The following is a 22,445-nucleotide window of genomic DNA, read 5'->3' on the forward strand; positions in this document are numbered from 1 at the left end:
ATAGCGTTCATCGCGAGTCAGTCGGCGGCAGGAGTGGCCGGGACCTGTATCGCGAGCTGGTCGGCCAGGCGCACGAATGCGGCCAGATCCAGTTGCTCGGGACGCAGGCTGCCATCGACGCCAGCGGCTTCGATCTCGGCATTGCTGAGCAATTGCTTGAGGGTATTGCGCAGGGTTTTGCGGCGCTGGTTGAAGGCTTCGCGCACCACGCGCTCCAGCAACTTGTGGTCCTTGGCCGGGTGCGGCAGCACCGCGTGGGGCACCAGACGAACGATTGCCGAGTCGACTTTCGGCGGTGGATTGAATGCGCCCGGGCCGACGTTGAACAGATGTTCCACGCGGCAGTGGTACTGAACCATGATCGACAGACGACCCCAGTCACCGCCACCCGGGCCTGCAGCCAGACGCTCGACCACTTCTTTCTGCAGCATGAAGTGCATGTCACGAATGATGCCAGCGTTGTTCAGCAGGTGAAAAATCAATGGCGTGGAGATGTTGTACGGCAGGTTGCCAACCACCCGCAGGCTGTTTGGCGCGGCGTTCAGCGAATTGAAGTCGAACTTCAGCGCATCACCCTGATGCAGGTTGAAATTGCTCATGCCGGCAAACTGCTGATTGAGGATCGGGATCAGATCCTTGTCGAGTTCCACTACGTCGAGTTGCGCGCCGGAGCCGAGCAGGCCCTGCGTCAGAGCACCCTGACCGGGGCCGATTTCCAGCAGGCGGTCGTCAGCCTTGGCATGGATGGAGCGCAGGATGCGGTCGATAACGCCGGCATCGTGCAGGAAGTTCTGACCAAAGCGTTTGCGCGCCTTGTGTTGGTATTGCTCGTTCATAAACGGGTCTCGGCCATCTGGTAGGCGGTTTCCAGGGCGACTTGCAGGCTGCCGGTGTCGATCCTGCCGCTGCCGGCCAGATCCAGGGCGGTGCCATGGTCGACCGAGGTGCGGATGATCGGCAGGCCCAGCGTCACGTTGACGGCAGCGCCGAAGCCTTTGTACTTGAGCACGGGCAAGCCCTGGTCGTGGTACATCGCCAGCACTGCGTCGCAGTGCTCCAGATATTTGGGGGTAAACAGAGTGTCGGCAGGCAGCGGGCCACGAAGGTCCATGCCCTCGCCGCGCAGGCGCTCTAATGTCGGTTCGATGATGTCGATTTCTTCATGGCCCAGGTGGCCGCCTTCACCGGCATGCGGGTTGAGACCGCAGACCAGGATGCGTGGCCGGGCGATGCCGAATTTGTCTTGCAGGTCGGCGTGCAGGATTCGCGTGACGCGCTCCAGCCGCTCCGGGGTGATCGCGTCGGCAATCTCGCGCAGAGGCAGATGCGTGGTGACCAGCGCCACGCGCAAACCGCGAGTGGCCAGCATCATCACTACCTGCGCGGTGTGCGTCAGGTCGGCGAGAAATTCTGTGTGTCCGGAGAACGCGATACCCGACTCGTTGATGACGCCTTTGTGTACCGGCGCAGTGATCATCCCGACGAAATCGCCGTTCAGGCAGCCGTTGCCGGCGCGGGTCAGGGTTTCGAGGACGAACGCCGCGTTAGCCTTGTCCAATTGCCCTGCGACTACCGGTGCGCTGAGCGGCGTGTCCCAGACGTACAGGCTGTTGGCCGGCGCTGGAACATCTGGCCACTGCCCCGGCGCGACATCCAGCAGGTTGACGGCCAGCCCCAGTTGCGCGGCCCGCTCAAGGAGCAGGTCGCGGCTGGTAATGGCTATCAGGGGATGTGGCTGGGCTTGCGAGGCGAGCAGCAGGCACAGGTCGGGACCGATGCCGGCCGGTTCGCCGGGTGTCAGCGCGAAACGCTTGGGTTTCACTGCGCTGCCTGGTCTGCACCAGGGAGTTTGATCTCTACGTACGCTTCGTCACGGATCTGACGCAGCCAGGTTTGCAGCTCTTCGTCGTATTTGCGGTTACGCAGTACGGTCATGGCTTGCTGCTCACGGGCCTGTTCGGTGCCGTCAGTGGCGCGACGGCCAAGGACTTCCAGCACGTGCCAGCCGTATTGGGTCTGGAATGGCTTGGACAGCTGACCTTGTGGGGTCGAAGCCATCACTTCGCGGAATTCCGGTACCAGCACGTTCGGGTCGATCCAGTTCAGGTCGCCGCCGTTAAGGGCGGAACCCGGATCTTCCGAGTAGTTTTTCGCCAGTTCGGCAAAGTCTTCCCCAGCGGTGATGCGGTCATACAACGATTGCACCAGCGCCTTGGTCTTGGCTTCGTCGCGGATCGGGCTTGGCTTGACCAGGATGTGACGCACATGAACTTCGTCGCGCATCTGCGCTTCGCCGCCACGTTTGCCCAGCAGCTTCAGAATGATGAAGCCGCCCGGTGTACGCGCAGGCTGAGTAATGTCGCCGACCGCCATGCTGCTCAGCTCACGATCGAACGGAGGTGGCAGTTGTGCGGCTTTACGCCAGCCCATGTCACCGCCTTCCAGCGCGTTGTCGCTGCCGGATTTGGCCACGGCCATCTGACCGAAGTCAGCGCCTTGCTTGAGCTGTTGGTAAACATCCATGGCCTGACGATAAGCGCTCTGAATCGCTTCAGAGTTGGCGCTTTCCGGGGTCGGAATCAGGATGTTGGCCAGGTGCAGTTCTTCGGACAGTTGCATCTTGCCGAGGTCGGAGGCGAGGAAGTTCTTCACTTCCTGCTCTGAAACCTGAATGCGCTCGGCCACACGACGCTGACGCACACGGCTGATGATCATTTCGCGTTTGATCTGATCACGGGCGTCGTCATAGTTCAGGCCATCGCGAGCCAGCGCAGCACGGAACTGATCAACAGTCATGTTGTTGCGTTGGGCGATGGTGCCGACAGCCTGGTTCAACTCTTCGTCAGTGATGCGGATGCCCGAGCGTTCGCCGATCTGCAGTTGCAGGTTTTCGACGATCAGGCGCTCGAGCACCTGCTGATCGAGCACGCCCGGAGGCGGCAGACCGCCACCGCGCTTGGCGATGGTCTGCTGAACTTCGTGAACGCGCTGGTCCAGTTGGCTCTGCATGACCACGTCGTTATCGACGATCGCCACCACTTTATCGATGGACTGTACGGCGGCGTTGGCCGCCGTACCCAGGAACAACGCGCCCAGCAGCAACGGGCGCAGACAATCAGAAAGCTTGGTCTTCACGTTCACGATAACCTTGAATGCCTTTGTCGAGGAAGCTCTCTACCTTGGCGCCAGTCAGGCCGCCGAGTCCCTTCAGAACAATTTGGAGGAAGACGCCATGGTCGCCTTTTTCGTTTTGCGGAGCTTCCTGGCTGAACTCGTCATAGGAAACCCAGTAACGGTTGATCAGGCGCAGTTTCCAGCAGCAGTTGTCGTATTCGAAACCACCGAAAGCTTCCAGCGTGCGGTTGCGGTTGTAGTCGTACTGCCAGCGGCTGATGGCGTTCCACTGCGGAACGATCGGCCAGATGACCGAGAAATCATGCTGCTGGATCTTGTAGTAGTCCTTCACGTAGCCAGGTTGGCCCGGGGTGCCGTAGTCGCCGCCACCTACCGACCATTTACCGGTGTTCTGGTCATAACGAACCTGGTCATTACGGTAGCGATAACCAACGTTGATGACTTTGTTCGGATTGTCTTCCGGCTGATAGTGGAACATCGCACTGCCGGAGCGTGGGCTGCGGCTGTCCGGGTCCCAGTTGTAGTCGGCAGTGGTGCGCCAATCGCGGTTCCAGCGGTATTCGTATTCCAGCGCGTATGGCGAAACGTCGGACTTCGCGTCATCACGATCGTTGAAAGCGATACCCGGCAGTTGAACCTTGCGATCCTTGAAGTACAGAGCCTGGCCGACGCTGATGCGCTGACGCTCGAAACCGTTGTCTTCAATCCAGCGACTGGTAACGCCCAGCGACAGTTTGTTCTCGTCGCCGACACGGTCGGCGCCGGAGAAGCGGTTGTCGCGGAACAGCGAGGCGTAGTTGAAGGTGTATTCGCTGGTGTCGAAAACCGGAATGTCTTCCTGATCAACCTCAGGTACATAGAGATAGAACAGGCGTGGTTCCAGGGTCTGACGGTAGTTCTTGCCGAAATACGAGGTGTTGCGGTCGAAGTACAGGCCACCATCGATGCTGGCGATCGGTACGCCACGGTTCTGGTTGCTGTCGAACTCGCCGTTGAGCTTTCTCTGTTCTGCGGTCATCGCATCGATCTGCGATTTGCCGGTGTTGTCCAGATCAAGCTGATACTGCGTGTACTGGTACTTCAGCGATGGCTTGAGGAAACCATACGTCCAGTTCATCGGCAGGCTGACGCCCGGCTTCAGATTCAAACGATCGCCGTTGGCGCGAGCCAGGCCAGTGATGTTGTTGTCCAGGCGCGACTCGGTAGTGATGCCGTCTTCCTGTACAAACGTGCCGCTACGCAGGTCGCGATCAAAGCGAACCAACTCGGTCTCGTAATCGAAGTTCAGCCCTTCCGGGTGATACGGCAGCTGACCATTGAAGGTGATCTGCGGCAGACGGCCATACGGTGTGATGTTCGAAACGGTCGCCAGTTGATACTGCTGAGCGTTGAGGCGTGCAGTGTAGCTGTCGCCACGATAAGTGACCGAGCCCTGCTGGTTGACGAAGTCGTCGCTCTTGACGCCGATCTGGTCGGTTTGCAGATCCTGGAAGTAATACGGATCGCTGATCTTGGTGTAGTCAACCTGGGTCAGCACGCGGGAGTCGAGACCGCCCTTGTGCTGCCAGTTGTACATGTAGCGAGTCTCGTTGTAGTCGGACTGACGCTTGCGATCATCGTCCTCGTCGTTGAGATACGAGGCACCGAACTGCCCTTCGCTCGACTTGGTCAAGTAACGGAACTCACCCTCCACCAGCATGCCGCGCTTGCTCATGTAACGCGGGTACAACGTGGCGTCGTAGTTTGGCGCCAGGTTGAAGTAGTACGGAGTAACCAGCATGAAGCCGGTGTCGCTGCCCGAGCCGATGGTCGGCGGCAGGAAGCCGGACTGGCGACGGTCGTCGATCGGGAAGTAGATGTACGGGGTGTACAGAATCGGAATGTCTTTGACGCGCAACGTCACGTTGGTCGCGGTACCGAAACCGGTCGCCGGGTTCAAGGTGATGTTGTTGCCCTTGAGCTGCCAGGCGTTGCTGTTCGGTTCGCACGTGGTGTACGTGCCGTCCTTCAAGCGGATGATCGCGTTTTCGGCACGCTTGGCATATAGCGCGTTACCGCGGATGCGCGATTTGTGCATCACGTATTCGGCGTTGTCGACCTTGGCTTCACCGGTGTCGAGCTGCACATCGGCGTGGTCGCCGACGATCAGCGCGCCGTTGTCGCGGATGCGCACGTTGCCGGCCAGTTCGCCACGGCTTTCGGCCTGATACAGGTTGGCCTCGTCGGCCTCGACCTGCATGCTGCCCTGACGCATGACCACGTCACCGGCGAGGCTGGCGACCTGGGTGTCCTGCTCATAACGCGACGCTTTGGCACCGATGAAGGTCGGCGCGTCACTTTTATTCGTCTTGTCATTCATGCCAGGACGAATCGGTTCGATATAGGAACCAGAGCAGTAAGGACCGGTCTCGGCCAATTGGGCGGCGGTGAGCTTCTCGCGCGGAACCCAGTCGAGGTGACTGTAGTCTTCGCTACGGGATTTCAGGCCGCGGCCCTTGGACTCGGTGACCAGTGCGGTTTTTGCACCGGTCTCTGCGCCGGAACCGTTGTCGGCCGGGGCCTCGCCAGCAGAGCTGACGGCACTGCCGTCATGCACCGGGCGCGGCGGCAATGCCGCGGCGGGCGACTTGGGCGCACAGTCCCAGCCACCCGTAGCCGAGACGGAGCAGTCATACTGCTCGGCGGCAACAACGAATTGACTGGCCAGAGGTTGCATAGCCAGCAGACTGCCGGTTACCAACAACGGAAATTTTTTACGAAACGCGGGGGATTTCAATGCCATCTTATTAGTCCGGGCTTCCTGCGTGCCATCTGCCCGCGGTGTGGGCCGCACGCCTCTCGATGGTCTGAAAAAGATGCTGGATAATAAAGCATGACCCGCTTGACGGCTAGCGCCGTCGGAGACCCTTGCAATGCCTGACCAAGATGTACGCTTGCAACACCTGAAAGTTTGGCTCGATGAGCAGTTGGCAAAGCTGTTTGCCGAGCAGGGCTGGGGCACCGTGCCCCCGGCCACGTTGACCGCGGCCAGCAGCGACGCGAGTTTCCGCCGCTACTTCCGCTGGGAGGGCGATGGTCGCAGCTTCGTCGTGATGGACGCGCCGCCCCCCCAGGAAAACTGCAAACCGTTCGTGGATATCGCTTTTTTGCTGGCGAAATCCGGAATTAATGTGCCGAAAATTTACGCCGAAGACCTCGATCGCGGTTTTCTTTTGCTCAATGACCTGGGCAACAAGACCTATCTCGACGTGATCGATGGCGAAAATGCCGACGCGTTATTCCACGATGCCCTGCAAGCGCTGTTGGCTTTTCAACAGTTGCCGATGGTTGCGCCGTTGCCCAGTTACGACGTCGCCTTGTTGCGTCGCGAGCTTGAGTTGTTCCCCGACTGGTACGTCAAGCGCGAGCTGGGCGTCGAGTTCGATGCGGCCCAGCAGCAACAATGGCAGCACATCAGCGAGTTGCTGATCGACAGCGCGCTGGCGCAGCCGAAAGTGCTGGTGCACCGCGACTACATGCCGCGCAACCTGATGCTCAGCGAGCCCAACCCCGGCGTGCTGGACTTCCAGGACGCGGTTTACGGCCCGGTGACCTACGACGTGACCTGCCTGTTCAAGGATGCTTTCCTCAGCTGGCCGGAAGAACGTGTACGCGGCTGGCTGGAAAGTTACTGGCAGCAGGCCTCGGCACTGGACATTCCGGTGCAGGCCGATTTCGAAGACTTCCTGCGCGCCAGCGACCTGATGGGCGTGCAGCGTCACCTCAAAGTCATCGGCATCTTCGCGCGTATCTGCCACCGCGATGGCAAGCCACGCTATCTGGCCGACGTGCCGCGCTTCTTCTCCTATATAGAAGCAGTGATCGCACGCCGTCCTGAACTGGCGGAACTGCAAGCGCTGTTCAGCAGCTTGCGTGCTGGAGCGACGGCATGAAGGCAATGATTCTGGCAGCGGGCAAAGGCGAGCGCATGCGCCCGCTGACCCTGACTACGCCGAAACCGCTGGTGCGTGCCGCTGGCGTGCCGCTGATCGAGTTTCACCTGCGCGCCCTCGCGGCCGCAGGCTTCAACGAAATTGTCATCAACCACGCCTGGCTCGGTCAGCAGATCGAGGATCATCTGGGCGACGGTTCGCGTTTCGGCCTGAGCATCCAGTACTCGCCGGAAGGCGAGCCGCTGGAAACCGGTGGCGGGATTTTCCGCGCGCTGCCGTTACTTGGTGACGATGCGTTTCTGGTGGTCAACGGCGACATCTGGACCGATTACGACTTCAGCGTGCTGCACCAGCCGATCAATGGCCTGGCGCATCTGGTGCTGGCAGACAATCCGGCGCATCACCCGAAAGGCGACTTCACTCTCATCGACGGCAAAGTGCAGGACGGTGAGCCTGATGCGGCGACCCTGACCTACAGCGGCATCGCCGTGCTGCATCCGCAGTTGTTCGACGGTTGCAGCGATGGCGCGTTCAAGCTTGCGCCGCTGCTACGCAACGCCATGGCCAAAGGTGAAGTGACGGGCGAGCTGTTGAAGGGGCATTGGGTAGATGTTGGTACCTACGAGCGTCTGGCCGAAGCCGAAGCCTTGATAGAAGCGAGTCGCTGAGATGCTGTGGCCAGGGACTCTGATTGGAGCCGGAGTGGGGTACGCGATTGCCAGCATTCCGGGGGCCATGCTTGGGGCGTTGTTGGGGCAGGCGCTGGATCGGCGCTTGCACTTGCAGAGCTGGGGACATTTACGCGAGAAGCTCGGCGGCCGGCCGATGCTGCGCAACGACGAACTGCTGTTCGTGTTGCTCGGGCGTCTGGCCAAGAGCGACGGGCGCGTCACTGACGGGCATATCCAGCAGGCGCGCAATGAAATGCGCGCGCTGGAAATGAGCGAGCCGGCGACGCGTCGGGCGATTGCCGCGTTCAATCGCGGCAAGTCCGGCAGCGACAATCTGCGCGGCTATCTGCGCCGTTTGAGTTCGCAGCCGCATGCGGCTGAAGGCGTGTTGCGTGCCTGCTGGCGAATGGTCTGGGCTGATGGTCGCGCCGGGGTCAGCGAACGCGAATTGCTGGCGCAGTGGGGCAAGTGGCTGGGCTGGACGGCGCAGCAGGTGCAGGCATTGGCCAGCGACTACGAGCCGGGCAAGCGGCCGATCGTCAGTGCGGCGGTGAGTTATCAGGAGGCGATGAAGTTGCTTGGGGTGTCGGCGAGCAGCGAGCCGGCGCAGATCAAGCGCGCTTACCGGCGATTGCTCAGTCGCCATCACCCGGACAAGATTGCCGGCAGCGGCGCGACCCCGGCACAGGTGCGGGAGGCGACCGAGCGGACGCGGGAATTGCATAGCGCTTATACGCTGATTCGCGAGCGGCGGGATTTTCGCTAGAAGTTAGATGGGTGTTGCTTGTGCTTGCCTCTTCGCGAGCAGGCTCGCTCCCACATTGAATTGTGCATAGATCCAATGTGGGAGCGAGCCTGCTCGCGAAGAGGGGCGACTCGGTGTAACAGTCAGTCAACAGCCTGAGGATTCAACCATCCTCGCACCCGCCGAAACAGTTGTTCCTGCTCAGCCTTCTTGTCCGGCAGCACCTTCAGCGCCACCTGGCTGAACGCCGAGGTCTTCAGGCGCTTGCTCGCCTGCATGCGCTCCAGCGCTGCGTTGCGATCCAGCACTTTGTCCATGTAAAAAATATCCACCGTCGGCAGCTTCAGCGTCGGCGTCAGTTCGGCGAGTGGCGGCAGGGCTTTGGCTGGTGCTTGCGCGTCAACCATAACCAGTTTCTCCACCTGAGGCGTTTGTCGCTCGCTGAGAAAACGCGCCGCCCAGTAGGCGCCGCTGCCGTGACCGAGCACGACAATGCTGCGCGCGCTCTGCTGTTCGGCGTAGGCAATCGCTGCGTCGATGCGTCCGAAGATGCGATCGGCATCGGCCTTGGCTTGTTCTTCGCTGGTCTCGGCGACCACCTGTTCGGCAACTTCCGCTTCACCGCCTGCGGCTTGCTCGATCGGTTGCGCGGTGGCGGCGTCCTTGCTTGTGGTTTCCGGGGCTTTCGGCGCTGCGGTCGGTTCGATTACGCGCGGAGCAATGGCGTCGCCTTGCAGATCCGGCAGGGTGATACTCAGGCTGCTCCACTCGAAATCCGGCAATTTGCGTCGCAACGGGCCGATTGCCTGCGGCCAGTCAGCGGTTTCGCCGGCACCGGGAACGATGATCACTGCGCCTCTGGGTTCGGCGCTGTTGGCCGGTTTCCACAGGGCGAGAAAGGTGTCGCTGCCAGCCTGCAGTTGTTGCTGCTCTTGCGCCGGCAGTTTACGTTGCAGTGCGGCGGCCTCTTCCTGACTACGCTCAAGCAGTGGCTGGCGCTCGGCCGGTTTTTCTTCGGCGGGTTTATCCGTGGCGGCAGGCGCCGGGTCGGCGGCTTCGACGGAAAACGCACAAGGCAGGATCAGCGACAGGCACAATGCTGGCAGTGCCAGGCGGTAGACAGAGGGCATCGGTTATTCCAGGCCAGAAAAGTATCCCGGCAGCCTAATGGGTTGGTCAGAATTTGTCAGTGTATGAGACTTCAATGAAGCGATTTTGCTGCCTGTGGGTTATCGGCTGTTTGTGGTTTCCCTTGATGGGCTGGGCGGCGCCTGCGCTGCCGGCTCATGCCGCGCAATTGTCGCCAGAGCAGCAGCAATGGCTGGCGCAGCACAACGAATTGCGCGTCGGCCTGGTGTTGCAGGCGCCCTACGCGACCTACGATCGGCGCCTGCAGCGATTGTCCGGGGCCAATGTCGAGTTGATGAAGCTGCTGGCCAAAACCCTCGGCGTGGAACTGAGCTGGCGCAACTTTCAGGATCTCGGGGCATTGGAAAGCGCTTTGCGCGAGGGCGAGATCGACATCGCCCCGGGCCTCAGCCAGACCCCCAGCGCGCTACGCCTCTGGCAGTTTTCCGACCCGTACATGCGCGTGCCGCAACTGGTGGTCAGCGATCAGAAAAGCAGCGGCGCGGTCGATCTGGAAAAGCTCGACAGCCAGACCCGCGTCGCCGTACGCATGCCGAGCAGCACCGCCGATTACCTGCGCAGCAACTATCCGCACTTGAATCTGCAAGGCGTGCCGCTGGAACGGCAAGCGTTGCAACTGCTGTTGAGTCAGCAAGCCTCCTACGCGGTGGTCGACGAAGCGCAGTTGGGGCGCCTGTCGGTGGAGCCGGAGTTTGCCGAACTGGTGGTGGTCGGCGATATCGGCCTGCCGCAACTGCTGCGCGTGGCCTCGCGGCGCGATTGGCCGGAACTGGCCGGCATCGTCCAGAGCGCCTTGCGCGCGATCCCGGCCAAGGATCTGGAACAATTGCACAACCAATGGCTGCAGCCGAAATACCCACGGCTGACCGAGTCGCCGGGGTTCTGGCAGAACCTCAGCCTGTTGTTCGCGGTGATGCTGCTCAGTTGCGCGGCAATCGTGGTCTGGCAGCGGCGCCAACAGCACAGTCTCGAACAACGCTTGCTCAGCGCCCGCGAGGACATTGCGTTGCGCGCGGCCAGTGAAGAAGCACTGCGCCTGACGCAGTTTTCCATCGACCAAAGCACGGTCGGCATTCTCTGGGTCAATTGGGACAGCCATGTGCGCTACGCCAACCGCGCAGCGGAAAACATGCTCGGTTATCCTTCGGGCGGGCTGATCGAACGGCCGCTGATCGATTTCGAGCCCGGCCTGCACATGGATCGCTGGCTCAATCTGTGGAAGCGTGCACGGGCCAGTGAAGAAGGGCCCTTGAGCTTCGAAACCAGTTGCCTGCGCGCCGATGGCAGCGTGTTGCCGGCCGACGTTTCTCTGAGTTTTCTGCGTTTTCGCGACAGTGAATATCTGGTGGTCTACCTCACCGACGTCACCGACCGCCGCCGCGCGCTCGCCGCTTTGCAGGAAAGCGAGGCGCGCCTGCAAGGCATCGCCGCCAACGTTCCGGGTCTGGTGTTCAGGCTGGAGCGGGCACCGGTCACCGGGCAGATCGACTTTGCCTACATCAGCGAGGGCAGCGAAAGTCTGGTCGGTTATGCGCCGGCAACCATCGCTCATCGCGACATGGGCTTGCGCAGCCTCGTGCACCCCGACGACAAGGCCAGTTATCACCGCACCCAGGATCAGGCGCTGGACACTGACAGCGACTGGTCGTGGCAGGGCCGCATCGTCACGCGCCAGGGGGAGCAGCGCTGGGCCGAGATCAAGGCGATCACCCGCCAGCTGGAGGACGGCGCCTATGTGTGGGACGGCATCGTCTGGGACATCAGCGAAAGCAAACGCATCGAGCTGGAACTGGCGGCCTCGCGCGAGCAACTGCGTGAACTGTCGGCGCACCTGGAAAGCGTGCGTGAAGAAGAGAAGGCGCGCATTGCCCGGGAAGTTCATGATGAGTTGGGGCAGATGCTCACCGTGCTGAAACTGGAGACATCGATGTGCGAATTGGCCTACGCGCAACTCGATCCGGGACTCAACGAGCGGCTCAACAGCATGAAACGCCTGATCGCGCAGTTGTTTCAGCTGGTACGCGATGTGGCGACGGCGTTGCGCCCGCCGATCCTTGATGCCGGGATTGCCTCGGCCATCGAGTGGCAGGCTCGGCGTTTCGAGGCGCGCACACAGATACCGTGTCTGGTGCAGGTGCCGGACAACCTGCCGGCACTCAGCGATGCCAAAGCGGTGGGGCTGTTCCGGATTCTGCAGGAAGCGCTGACCAACGTGATGCGCCATGCTCAGGCGCATACGGTGGAGTTGACCCTGGCGTTGGATGACGATGAATTGTGTCTGACGGTCGCCGATGATGGCGTAGGATTCGTCGCCGACGAAGGTCGGCCGACTTCGTTTGGTCTGGTCGGCATGCGTGAGCGAGTGTTGATCATGGGCGGGCGGCTGGAGCTGGTGAGTGAGCCGGGGGAGGGCACTAGCCTTCGAGTGTGGGTGCCGGTGAGTGAGGTCTGAAAGTCTGTGTTGTAAGTGCGCACGCCTTCGCGAGCAGGCTCGCTCCCACAGGGAGAATGCATTCCAGGGTGGGAGCGAGCCTGCTCGCGAAATATTTTGGCTAAGGAGAAGAACGTGATCCGTGTACTGGTAGCCGAAGACCACACCATCGTCCGCGAAGGCATCAAGCAATTGATCGGCCTGGCCAAGGATCTGCAAGTAGTGGGGGAGGCGAGCAATGGCGAGCAACTGCTCGAAACCCTGCGCAGCGTGCCGTGCGAGGTGGTGCTGCTGGACATCTCCATGCCCGGGGTCAATGGCCTGGAAGCGATCCCGCGCATTCGGGCGCTGAACAATCCGCCGGCGATTCTGGTGCTGTCGATGCACGACGAAGCGCAAATGGCCGCGCGCGCATTGAAGGTCGGCGCGGCCGGGTATGCGACCAAGGACAGCGATCCGGCGCTGCTGCTCACGGCGATCCGCAAGGTCGCGGCGGGCGGGCGCTACATTGACCCGGAACTGGCCGACCGCATGGTCTTCGAAGTCGGCCTGACCGATACCCGGCCGCTGCATTCGCTGTTGTCAGAACGCGAATTCTCGGTGTTCGAACGCCTGGCCCAGGGCGCCAACGTCAACGACATCGCCCAGCAACTGGCCCTGAGCAGCAAGACCATCAGCACCCACAAGGCGCGGCTGATGCAGAAGCTCAACATCACCTCGCTGGCCGAACTGGTGAAGTATGCGATGGAACACAAACTCCTCTGACCGTCACCGCCCTCATGTGGGAGCGAGCCTGCTCGCGAAGGCGGCGTAACAGTCAGCCATTCAGTTTGATGACCCACCGCATTCGCGAGCAGGCTCGCTCCCACAGGTTCGGAGTTGGCATATCCATTAGCGACAGACGCTTTTGCCTTTACTAGCGGCTTGCAGCTTGCCCCTTGCCGCTGCGTTTGCCCAAACGCGCCATCCTTGTAGGGCAATCCCTACCCCCAACCTTCCATTGCGCTTAAGCGATTCTCTCCTGCGCCCCGATTTGCGTGGCCGCCGCCAGCCACTAGGCTTGATGAACAAGCAGTCATCAACAACAAAGGTGTGGGTATGAGCCAGGTCGATACAAGCGCAGGGACCAGTGATGTGCTGGTCAGCTTTCGTGGTGTGCAGAAGAGCTACGACGGCGAGAACCTGATCGTCAAAGACCTCAACCTGGACATTCGCAAAGGCGAGTTTCTCACCCTGCTCGGGCCGTCCGGGTCCGGCAAGACCACCAGCCTGATGATGCTCGCCGGTTTCGAAACGCCGACCGCCGGTGAAATCCTCCTGTCCGGGCGTTCGATCAACAACGTGCCGCCGCACAAGCGCGATATCGGCATGGTGTTCCAGAACTACGCGCTGTTCCCGCACATGACTGTCGCGGAGAACCTTGCTTTCCCGTTGACCGTGCGCGGCCTGAATAAAAGCGATGTCAGCGAGCGGGTGAAGAAAGTCCTCAGTATGGTTCAGCTCGATGCCTTCGCCTCGCGTTATCCGGCGCAGTTGTCCGGCGGTCAGCAGCAGCGTGTGGCACTGGCCCGCGCGTTGGTGTTCGAGCCGCAACTGGTACTGATGGACGAACCGCTGGGCGCCCTCGACAAACAACTGCGTGAACACATGCAGATGGAGATCAAGCACCTGCACCAGCGCCTCGGCGTGACAGTGGTCTACGTGACCCACGATCAGGGTGAAGCACTGACCATGTCCGACCGCGTTGCCGTGTTCCATCAAGGCGAGATCCAGCAGATTGCGCCGCCGCGCACGCTCTACGAAGAGCCGAAAAACACCTTTGTCGCCAACTTCATTGGCGAGAACAACCGCCTCAACGGCCGCCTGCTCAGCCAGAGTGGCGAGCGCTGCGTGGTCGAGTTGGGGCGTGGCGAAAAGGTCGAGGCGCTGGCCGTCAACGTTGGCCAGACCGGCGAGCCGGTGACCCTGTCGATCCGTCCGGAGCGCGTCAGCCTGAACGGTTCGAGCGATCAATGCGTCAACCGCTTCTCAGGGAGGGTGGCGGAATTCATCTATCTGGGCGACCACGTCCGGGTGCGCCTGGAAGTCTGCGGCAAGACCGACTTCTTCGTGAAACAACCGATTGCCGAGCTAGATCCTGCGCTCAGCGTCGGCGACGTGGTACCGCTTGGCTGGCAGGTCGAGCACGTTCGTGCGCTCGATCCGCTTTTAGAGGCGCACTAAGCGCCCAGGCAATACCAACACCAACCCTGCACGTGGAGAGAACAATAAATGTTGAGATCCCTGAAGTTCACCGCCCTGACTCTGGGCCTGATGGGTGCGACCGGCGCGATGGCTGCCGGCCCGGACTTGACCGTGGTGTCGTTTGGCGGGGCGAACAAGGCGGCGCAAGTCAAAGCCTTCTATGCACCGTGGGAAGCGGCGGGTAATGGCAAGATCGTTGCCGGCGAATACAACGGCGAGATGGCCAAGGTCAAAGCCATGGTCGACACCAAGAGTGTGTCGTGGGATCTGGTCGAAGTTGAATCGCCGGAGCTGTCCCGTGGTTGCGACGAAGACATGTTCGAGCAGCTCGATCCTGCGCTGTTCGGCAAGACCGAAGATTACGTCAAGGGCGCCATTCAGCCGTGCGGCGTGGGCTTCTTCGTTTGGTCGACCGTGTTGGCCTACAACGCCGACAAACTGAAAACCGCACCGACCAGTTGGGCGGATTTCTGGGACACGAAGAAATTCCCGGGCAAGCGCGGCCTGCGCAAAGGCGCCAAGTACACCCTCGAGTTCGCGCTGATGGCCGATGGTGTCGCGCCGAAAGACGTCTACAAAGAGCTCGCGAGCAAGGGCGGCCAGGATCGCGCCTTCAAGAAACTCGATGAGCTCAAGCCAAGCATTCAGTGGTGGGAAGCCGGTGCACAACCGCCGCAATACCTCGCTTCCGGCGACGTGGTGATGAGTTCGGCCTACAACGGTCGCATCGCTGCGGTGCAGAAAGAATCCAACCTGAAAGTGGTGTGGAACGGCGGCATCTACGACTTCGACGCCTGGGCCATCCCGAAAGGTCTGGACGCCAAGCGCGCCGAAGCGGCGAAGAAGTTCATTGCCTTCTCGGTGCAGCCGCAGCAGCAGAAGACCTACTCGGAAAACATCGCCTACGGCCCGGCCAACACCCAAGCCGTGCCGCTGCTGGCCAAGGATGTCCTGAAAGACATGCCGACCACCCCGGAAAACATCGCCAACCAGGTGCAGATCGACGTCAGCTTCTGGGCTGATAACGGCGAGCAACTGGAACAGCGCTTCAATTCCTGGGCGGCGAAATAACCACTGTTTTACCTGTATGGAGATGGCAAGGGGGCTTTTGTGGCGAGGGGATTTATCCCCGTTGGGTTGCGAAGCAGCCCCGAAGCCATACCCGCTCGGTGGGTCAGGTAAACCGCATTCTCAGGTTTTACGACTGCTGCGCAGCCGAACGGGGATAAATCCCCTCGCCACAAAGGTTCGCTGCCACAGGAAGGCTCGCTCCCACAGGTAGCAGTGTTTCAACGCAACAGAGGTGGTTCGCCACCTCTGTAACGATCAAAGATTTGCGGAGTACGTCATGGCCATCGCCGTTCCCCTGAACGAGGGCGCCAGCCCCACCTTGAAGCAGAAGCTCAAGCACGCCGAGCGGGTCAACCGCTGGAAAGCCCAGGCGCTGATTGCGCCGCTGGTGCTGTTTCTGCTGCTGGTGTTTCTGGTGCCCATCGTGGCGCTGCTCTATAAAAGCGTCGGCAACCCGGAAGTGGTTGGCGGCATGCCGCGCACTGTCACCGCCATCGCCAGTTGGGACGGTCGTGGTCTGCCCGCTGAGCCGGTGTACAAGGCTGCCAGCGAAGACCTCGCCGAAGCCCGCAAAAACCAGACGCTGGGCGATCTGTCCAAGCGCTTGAACATGGAGTTGGCCGGCTACCGCAGCCTGCTGACCAAAACCGCCCGGGCGCTGCCGTTCGCCAGCGAACCGGCTTCTTATAAAGAAGCGCTGGAAGCGCTCGACGAACGCTGGGGCGACCCGGCCTACTGGCAAGCGGTGAAACGCAACACCAGCAGCATCACTCCGTATTACCTGCTGGCGGCGGTCGATCACCGTATCGATGACCTCGGCGAACTGGCTCCAGCCACCCCGGATCAGGCGATCTACCTCGACATCTTCGCGCGCACGTTCTGGATGGGCCTGATCATCACCGTGATCTGCCTGCTGCTCGCCTATCCACTGGCTTATCTGCTGGCGAACCTGCCTTCGCGGCAGAGCAACCTGCTGATGATCCTGGTGTTGCTGCCGTTCTGGACCTCGATTCTGGTGCGGGTCGCCGCGTGGATCGTGCTGCTGCAATCCGGCGGTCTGATCAACAGTGCGCTGCTGGCCATGGGCATCATCGATAAACCGCTGGAACTGGTGTTCAACCGCACCGGCGTATACATCTCGATGGTGCACATTCTGCTGCCGTTCATGATTCTGCCGATCTACAGCGTGATGAAAGGCATCTCGCCGACCTACATGCGCGCGGCAATTTCCCTCGGTTGCCATCCGTTCGCCAGCTTCTGGCGGGTGTACTTCCCGCAGACCTACGCTGGTGTCGGCGCCGGCTGCCTGTTGGTGTTCATCCTTGCGATTGGCTACTACATCACCCCGGCGCTGCTCGGCAGCCCGAACGACCAAATGGTCAGTTACTTCGTCGCCTTCTACACCAACACCAGCATCAACTGGGGCATGGCCACTGCGCTCGGCGGGCTGCTGTTGCTGGCGACCGTGGTGCTTTATCTGATCTACAGCTGGCTGGTCGGCGCCAGTCGCCTGCGCCTGAGCTAAGGGGAATTTGCGATGCTGAGTCCTTACATGTCGCCCATCGAACGGGTGTGGTTCTACAGCCTGCGGATCCTCTGCGGCTTGATCCTGTTGTTCCTGATCCTGCCGGTGCTGGTGATCATTCCGCTGTCGTTCAACTCGGGGAGTTTCCTGGTCTATCCGCTGCAAGGTTTCTCGCTGCAGTGGTACCACGACTTCTTCGCCTCGGCGGAATGGATGCGTGCACTGAAGAACAGCATCATCGTCGCCCCGGCGGCGACGGTGCTGGCGATGATCTTCGGCACGCTGGCGGCGATCGGCCTGACCCGTGGCGACTTCCCAGGCAAGTCACTGGTGATGGCGCTGGTGATTTCACCGATGGTGGTGCCGGTGGTGATCATCGGCGTGGCGAGTTATCTGTTCTTCGCGCCGCTGGGGCTGGGTAACAGCTTCTTCTCGCTGATCGTCGTGCATGCGGTATTGGGTGTGCCGTTTGTGATCATCACCGTGTCGGCGACGTTGCAGGGCTTCAATCACAATCTGGTGCGTGCTGCTGCGAGTCTCGGTGCATCGCCGCTGACTGCATTCCGCCGGGTGACCTTGCCGCTGATTGCGCCGGGAGTGATTTCCGGGGCGCTGTTTGCCTTTGCCACTTCTTTCGATGAAGTGGTGGTGACGCTGTTTCTTGCCGGACCCGAGCAGGCGACATTGCCTCGGCAGATGTTCAGCGGGATTCGCGAAAACCTCAGCCCGACAATTGCCGCTGCGGCGACGTTGCTGATCGCTTTCTCGGTGATTCTGCTGCTGACGCTGGAATGGTTGCGGGGGCGCAGCGAGAAGCTGCGTACTGCCCAGATCTAAAATCAAGATCAAAAGCTTACCCCCTCACCCCAGCCCTCTCCCCGAGGGGGCGAGGGGGAAGGGAGCAGATCTTGGTGGCTTTCGCGGCCGGAGTTCGACTCGGTAATTCAGGTCGATGTATTTCGAGAGTACAACCCGGTCAGTCCCCTCTCCCTCCGGGAGAGGGTTAGGGTGAGGGGCTCTTGATCTTCCTATCCGATCAACCATTCACACCCTGAATAGCAGACAACCCCAAATCCCCAGCTAATCTTGTGCCCAGCTCCCACATCTATAAGAGGCTGCGCACCATGAGTCTGTCCCAGTTTAAAATCGCTCACAAACTGATCACCGGCGCCGCAGCCATCGAGCAACTGGCTGCCGAACTCACCCGCCTCGACATCGACAACCCGTTGATCGTCACCGACGCCGCGCTGGTCAAGTCCGGTACTGTCGAGCTGGCGCTGGTGCAACTCGGCGGGCGCGAATACGAGATTTTCGACCGTGTGCTGCCCGATCCGGAAATCGCCATCGTCGAAGACTGCATGCGCGCCTATCGCGAAGGCGGGCATGACGGTTTGATCGGCCTCGGGGGTGGCAGCGCCATCGACATCGCCAAGAGTGTCGCCGCCTACGCCGGTTACCACGGTGCGCTGGAAGATCTGTTCGGCGTCGATCAGGTGCCGCGCAAAGGCCCGCCGCTGATTGCCATCCCGACCACCGCCGGCACTGGCTCTGAAGTCACCAATGTGGCGATCCTCTCGGACAAGGTCGCGCAGTTGAAGAAAGGCATCGTCAGCGACTATCTGCTGCCGGACGTGGCGCTGGTCAGTCCGCAAATGACTCTGACCTGTCCGCGCAGCGTCACCGCCGCCAGTGGTGTCGATGCACTGGTGCACGCCATCGAATCCTATCTGTCGGTGAACGCCTCGCCGATCACCGACTCCCTCGCCATCGGCGCAATCAAGCTGATCGCCAGCGCTCTGCCCAAGGCCTACGCCAACGGCGCCAATTTGCAAGCGCGCGAAGACATGGCCACCGCCAGCCTGATGGCCGGCATGGCGTTCGGTAACGCCGGGGTCGGTGCGGTGCATGCGCTGGCGTATCCGCTGGGCGGGCGCTTCAACATTGCCCATGGCGTCAGCAACGCCTTGCTGCTGCCCTATGTGATGACCTGGAACAAAATGGCCTGTGTCGAACGCATGCAGGATATTGCCGAAGCCATGGGCGTGAAGACCGCTCATCTGAGCGCCAGCGAAGCTGCGGACAAAGCCGTGCAGGCCATGACCGACCTGTGCGCGGCGGTGGAAATCCCTGCCGGGCTGCGCAGTTTCGGCGTGCCTGAAGAAGCAATTCCAGCGATGGCGGTGGAGGCCGCCGACATCGAGCGGCTGATGCGCAACAATCCGCGCAAGCTCAGCGCCGGCGACATCGAGAAGATCTACCGCGCGGCCTACTGAGGCGCGGTCGCTGAGGGCTCATGGCACAACCCAATCATCGCGGTCCCGGTGCGCGCGTGGAAACTTGAGGTATACAATGCGCGCCATCGTGATTTAGCTCAGCACAGGTGCGTCATGCAGCCCTTCGTAATTGCTCCGTCGATCCTCTCCGCCGACTTCGCCCGCCTCGGCGAGGAAGTGGACAACGTTCTCGCCGCCGGCGCCGACTTCGTCCACTTCGATGTCATGGACAACCACTACGTGCCCAACCTGACGATCGGCCCGATGGTCTGCGCGGCGCTGCGCAAGTATGGCGTCACCGCGCCGATCGACGCGCACCTGATGGTCAGCCCGGTGGACCGCATCGTCGGTGACTTCATCGAAGCCGGCGCGACCTACATCACCTTCCACCCCGAAGCTACTTTGCACGTCGATCGCTCGCTGCAGCTGATCCGTGAAGGCGGCTGCAAGTCCGGTCTGGTGTTCAACCCGGCGACTCCGCTGGACGTGCTCAAGTACGTGATCGACAAAGTCGACATGGTTCTGCTGATGAGCGTCAACCCGGGCTTCGGCGGGCAGAAATTCATTCCCGGCACCCTCGACAAACTGCGTGAAGCGCGGGCGATCATCGACGCCTCGGGCCGCGACATCCGCCTGGAAATCGACGGCGGCGTCAACGTCAACAACATCCGCGAAATTGCCGCTGCTGGTGCTGACACCTTCGTCGCCGGCTCGGCCATTTTCAACGCGCCGAACTATCAGGAAGTCATCGACAAGATGCGTTCCGAACTGGCACTGGCGCGCCCATGAGCGGTTTTGAGCAGCTGTTCCCGGGGCAACTGCCACGGTTGGTGATGTTCGATCTGGATGGCACGCTGATCGATTCGGTTCCCGACCTGGCGGCGGCGGTGGACACCATGCTGCTCTCCCTCGGCCGTCCGCCGGCGGGCATCGAAGCAGTGCGCGAATGGGTCGGCAATGGCGCGCCGGTGCTGGTGCGTCGGGCCTTGGCCGGTAGCATCGATCATTCGGCGGTGGATGACGCTGAAGCCGAGCGCGCACTGGAGATTTTCATGGAGGCGTACGGCGCCAGCCATGAGCTGACCGTGGTCTATCCCGGTGTGCGCGACACGCTCAAGTGGCTGCACAAACAAGGCGTGGCCATGGCGCTGATCACCAACAAGCCCGAGCGCTTCGTCGCGCCGCTGCTCGATCAGATGAAGATCGGGCGCTACTTCAAGTGGATCATCGGCGGCGATACCCTGCCGCAGAAGAAGCCTGACCCGGCGGCGCTGTTTTTCGTGATGAAAATGGCCAACATTCCGGCCTCGCAATCGTTGTTCGTCGGTGATTCGCGCAGTGATGTGCAGGCGGCGAAAGCAGCGGGGGTCAAATGTGTCGCGCTGAGTTATGGCTACAACCATGGCCGGCCGATTGCCGAGGAATCGCCGGCACTGGTGATCGACGATTTGCGCAAACTAATTCCCGGTTGCCTGGATCTGGCCGGTGGGATAACGTTGCCCGACGCTGTTCAACCCCCTTCTGGAAACGCCATCGTGGTGGTCACCCGCAAACTCTGGATGAAAGTCATCAAGGCCCTGGCCCGCTGGCGTTGGCGCGCCTGACTGATTCTGGCCGGCCCTGCCGGCGCGTTTGCATACCTGACTGATTGCACCTCACACCACGAGGCACCTTATGAATCGCGATGAATTCCTGCGTCTGGCCGCTGACGGCTACAACCGCATCCCGTTGGCTTGCGAAACCCTGGCCGACTTCGACACGCCGCTGTCGATCTACCTGAAACTGGCCGATCAGCCCAACTCCTACCTGCTCGAATCGGTGCAGGGCGGTGAGAAATGGGGCCGTTACTCGATCATCGGCCTGCCGTGCCGCACCGTGCTGCGAGTCCACGACCATCACGTCAGCATCACCGTCGATGGCGTCGAGACCGAAAGCCATGACGTCGAAGACCCGCTGGCCTTCGTTGAAACCTTCAAAGCGCGCTACAACGTGCCGACCATCGCCGGCCTGCCGCGCTTCAACGGTGGACTGGTCGGTTACTTCGGTTACGACTGTGTGCGCTATGTCGAGAAGCGTCTGGGCAAATGCCCGAACCCGGATCCGCTGGGCGTGCCGGACATTCTGCTGATGGTTTCCGACGCCGTTGTGGTGTTCGACAACCTGGCCGGCAAGATGCACGCGATCGTCCTCGCCGACCCTGCGCAGACCGATGCCTTCGAGCAAGGTCAGGCGCGTTTGCAGGAACTGCTCGAGCAACTGCGTCAGCCGATCACCCCGCGTCGTGGCCTGGATTTCAGCAAACAGCAATCGGCCGATCCGGTGTTCCGTTCGAGCTTCACTCAGGACGATTACGAAAAAGCCGTCGACACCATCAAGGAATACATCCTCGCCGGCGACTGCATGCAGGTGGTGCCATCGCAGCGCATGTCGATCGACTTCAAGGCTGCGCCGATCGATCTGTATCGCGCGCTGCGTTGCTTCAACCCGACGCCGTACATGTACTTCTTCAACTTCGGCGACTTCCACGTCGTCGGCAGTTCACCGGAAGTGCTGGTGCGCGTCGAAGACAATCTGATCACCGTGCGCCCGATCGCCGGCACGCGCCCACGCGGCGCCACCGAAGAAGCCGATGTGGCGCTGGAGCAGGACCTGCTCTCGGATGACAAGGAGATCGCCGAGCACTTGATGCTGATCGATCTGGGCCGCAACGATACCGGGCGCGTTTCGGAAATCGGTTCGGTGAAGCTCACCGAGAAAATGGTCATCGAGCGTTATTCCAATGTGATGCACATCGTCTCCAACGTCACCGGCCAGTTGAAGTCGGGCCTGACCGCGATGGACGCACTACGAGCGATTCTGCCGGCGGGTACGTTGTCGGGCGCGCCGAAGATTCGCGCGATGGAAATCATCGACGAACTCGAGCCGGTCAAGCGCGGTGTGTACGGCGGCGCGGTCGGTTACTTCGCCTGGAACGGCAACATGGACACCGCCATTGCCATTCGCACGGCGGTGATCAAGAACGGCGAGCTGCATGTGCAGGCTGGCGGCGGCATCGTCGCCGACTCGGTGCCGGCGCTGGAATGGGAAGAAACCCTGAACAAACGCCGCGCGATGTTCCGCGCCGTGGCCCTGGCCGAGCAGACCCCGGACGCCTGATCCACGCAATTTCCCATGTGGGAGCGAGCGTGTTCGCGAAGAGGTGAGTCAGTCACCGTTGATGCTGACTGACCCAGCGCTTTCGCGAGCAGGCTCGCTCCCACATCGGGTTT

At 61.3% G+C, this 22,445-nt stretch carries 18 protein-coding genes; 13 read left to right on the forward strand and 5 right to left on the reverse strand.

Features of this window, described 5'->3' with window-relative positions; all coding sequences use genetic code 11:
* Window positions 1–17 precede the first annotated feature (17 nt).
* From rsmA to KVG85_RS22410, 4 genes are read right to left on the reverse strand one after another with little or no spacing between them, the layout of a single operon-like run.
* Complete coding sequence (rsmA, locus tag KVG85_RS22395; RefSeq protein ID WP_217865077.1) at window positions 18–836, reverse strand: 16S rRNA (adenine(1518)-N(6)/adenine(1519)-N(6))-dimethyltransferase RsmA; 819 nt, start codon at window positions 834–836, stop codon at window positions 18–20.
* Window positions 833–1,822, reverse strand: coding sequence for a 4-hydroxythreonine-4-phosphate dehydrogenase PdxA (pdxA, locus tag KVG85_RS22400; protein ID WP_217865078.1), 990 nt, complete (start codon window positions 1,820–1,822; stop codon window positions 833–835). Before pdxA ends, rsmA begins: the two co-directional genes overlap by 4 nt.
* Window positions 1,819–3,141, reverse strand: a complete 1,323-nt coding sequence (surA, locus tag KVG85_RS22405) for a peptidylprolyl isomerase SurA (protein ID WP_217865079.1) — start codon at window positions 3,139–3,141, stop codon at window positions 1,819–1,821. The genes pdxA and surA overlap by 4 nt, the downstream gene beginning before the upstream one ends.
* Window positions 3,116–5,917 carry an LPS-assembly protein LptD gene (locus KVG85_RS22410; RefSeq protein WP_217865080.1) on the reverse strand — a complete coding sequence of 934 codons (2,802 nt, stop codon included), beginning with the start codon at window positions 5,915–5,917 and terminating at the stop codon, window positions 3,116–3,118. Before KVG85_RS22410 ends, surA begins: the two co-directional genes overlap by 26 nt.
* Before the next feature lie 130 nt (window positions 5,918–6,047).
* On the opposite strand from KVG85_RS22410, the gene KVG85_RS22415 reads away from it, so the two are divergent.
* Genes KVG85_RS22415 through KVG85_RS22425 form a run of 3 tightly spaced genes read left to right on the forward strand, consistent with a single transcriptional unit; the run spans window position 6,048 to window position 8,504 of the window.
* Window positions 6,048–7,067 carry an aminoglycoside phosphotransferase family protein gene (locus tag KVG85_RS22415; protein WP_217865081.1) on the forward strand — a complete coding sequence of 340 codons (1,020 nt, stop codon included), beginning with the start codon at window positions 6,048–6,050 and terminating at the stop codon, window positions 7,065–7,067.
* Complete coding sequence (gene murU / locus KVG85_RS22420) at window positions 7,064–7,735, forward strand: N-acetylmuramate alpha-1-phosphate uridylyltransferase MurU (RefSeq protein ID WP_217865082.1); 672 nt, start codon at window positions 7,064–7,066, stop codon at window positions 7,733–7,735. Before KVG85_RS22415 ends, murU begins: the two co-directional genes overlap by 4 nt.
* A gap of 1 nt (window position 7,736) precedes the next feature.
* A complete protein-coding gene (locus KVG85_RS22425) occupies window positions 7,737–8,504 on the forward strand; it encodes a TerB family tellurite resistance protein (protein WP_024014539.1) in 768 nt (255 codons plus the stop codon).
* 122 nt (window positions 8,505–8,626) lie between these two features.
* Here KVG85_RS22425 and KVG85_RS22430 read toward each other — a convergent pair whose 3' ends face one another.
* On the reverse strand, window positions 8,627–9,613 hold the full coding sequence (locus tag KVG85_RS22430; protein WP_217865083.1) for an alpha/beta hydrolase family protein: 987 nt from the start codon (window positions 9,611–9,613) through the stop codon (window positions 8,627–8,629).
* Between the two features lie 74 nt (window positions 9,614–9,687).
* Here KVG85_RS22430 and KVG85_RS22435 point away from each other — a divergent pair, with 74 nt between their 5' ends.
* The 10 genes from KVG85_RS22435 to trpE all read left to right on the forward strand — a co-directional run bounded on the left by KVG85_RS22435 (window position 9,688) and on the right by trpE (window position 22,332).
* Window positions 9,688–12,084 carry a PAS domain-containing sensor histidine kinase gene (locus KVG85_RS22435; protein ID WP_217865084.1) on the forward strand — a complete coding sequence of 799 codons (2,397 nt, stop codon included), beginning with the start codon at window positions 9,688–9,690 and terminating at the stop codon, window positions 12,082–12,084.
* Window positions 12,085–12,198: 114 nt separating this feature from the next.
* Window positions 12,199–12,828 carry a response regulator gene (locus KVG85_RS22440; protein WP_003228820.1) on the forward strand — a complete coding sequence of 210 codons (630 nt, stop codon included), beginning with the start codon at window positions 12,199–12,201 and terminating at the stop codon, window positions 12,826–12,828.
* Between the two features lie 333 nt (window positions 12,829–13,161).
* Window positions 13,162–14,286 carry an ABC transporter ATP-binding protein gene (locus KVG85_RS22445; RefSeq protein ID WP_041476689.1) on the forward strand — a complete coding sequence of 375 codons (1,125 nt, stop codon included), beginning with the start codon at window positions 13,162–13,164 and terminating at the stop codon, window positions 14,284–14,286.
* A 48-nt stretch (window positions 14,287–14,334) separates the two neighbouring features.
* Entirely contained in the window at window positions 14,335–15,378 is a 1,044-nt protein-coding gene (locus KVG85_RS22450; protein WP_016772907.1) for an ABC transporter substrate-binding protein, read from the forward strand.
* A 277-nt stretch (window positions 15,379–15,655) separates the two neighbouring features.
* Window positions 15,656–16,903, forward strand: a complete 1,248-nt coding sequence (locus KVG85_RS22455) for an ABC transporter permease (protein ID WP_217865085.1) — start codon at window positions 15,656–15,658, stop codon at window positions 16,901–16,903.
* Between the two features lie 12 nt (window positions 16,904–16,915).
* Window positions 16,916–17,740: an ABC transporter permease gene (locus KVG85_RS22460; RefSeq protein ID WP_122748123.1), complete on the forward strand. Its 825-nt coding sequence runs from the start codon at window positions 16,916–16,918 to the stop codon at window positions 17,738–17,740.
* Window positions 17,741–18,027: 287 nt separating this feature from the next.
* Window positions 18,028–19,176, forward strand: coding sequence for an iron-containing alcohol dehydrogenase (locus KVG85_RS22465; protein WP_217865086.1), 1,149 nt, complete (start codon window positions 18,028–18,030; stop codon window positions 19,174–19,176).
* A gap of 114 nt (window positions 19,177–19,290) precedes the next feature.
* Window positions 19,291–19,965: a ribulose-phosphate 3-epimerase gene (rpe, locus tag KVG85_RS22470; protein WP_007918813.1), complete on the forward strand. Its 675-nt coding sequence runs from the start codon at window positions 19,291–19,293 to the stop codon at window positions 19,963–19,965.
* Window positions 19,962–20,780 carry a phosphoglycolate phosphatase gene (locus KVG85_RS22475; protein ID WP_101160848.1) on the forward strand — a complete coding sequence of 273 codons (819 nt, stop codon included), beginning with the start codon at window positions 19,962–19,964 and terminating at the stop codon, window positions 20,778–20,780. The genes rpe and KVG85_RS22475 overlap by 4 nt, the downstream gene beginning before the upstream one ends.
* Window positions 20,781–20,850: 70 nt before the next feature.
* Window positions 20,851–22,332 carry an anthranilate synthase component I gene (gene trpE, locus KVG85_RS22480; protein WP_217865087.1) on the forward strand — a complete coding sequence of 494 codons (1,482 nt, stop codon included), beginning with the start codon at window positions 20,851–20,853 and terminating at the stop codon, window positions 22,330–22,332.
* Window positions 22,333–22,445: the final 113 nt, after the last annotated feature.

Source organism: Pseudomonas triticicola, assembly GCF_019145375.1.
Lineage (GTDB): Bacteria > Pseudomonadota > Gammaproteobacteria > Pseudomonadales > Pseudomonadaceae > Aquipseudomonas > Aquipseudomonas triticicola.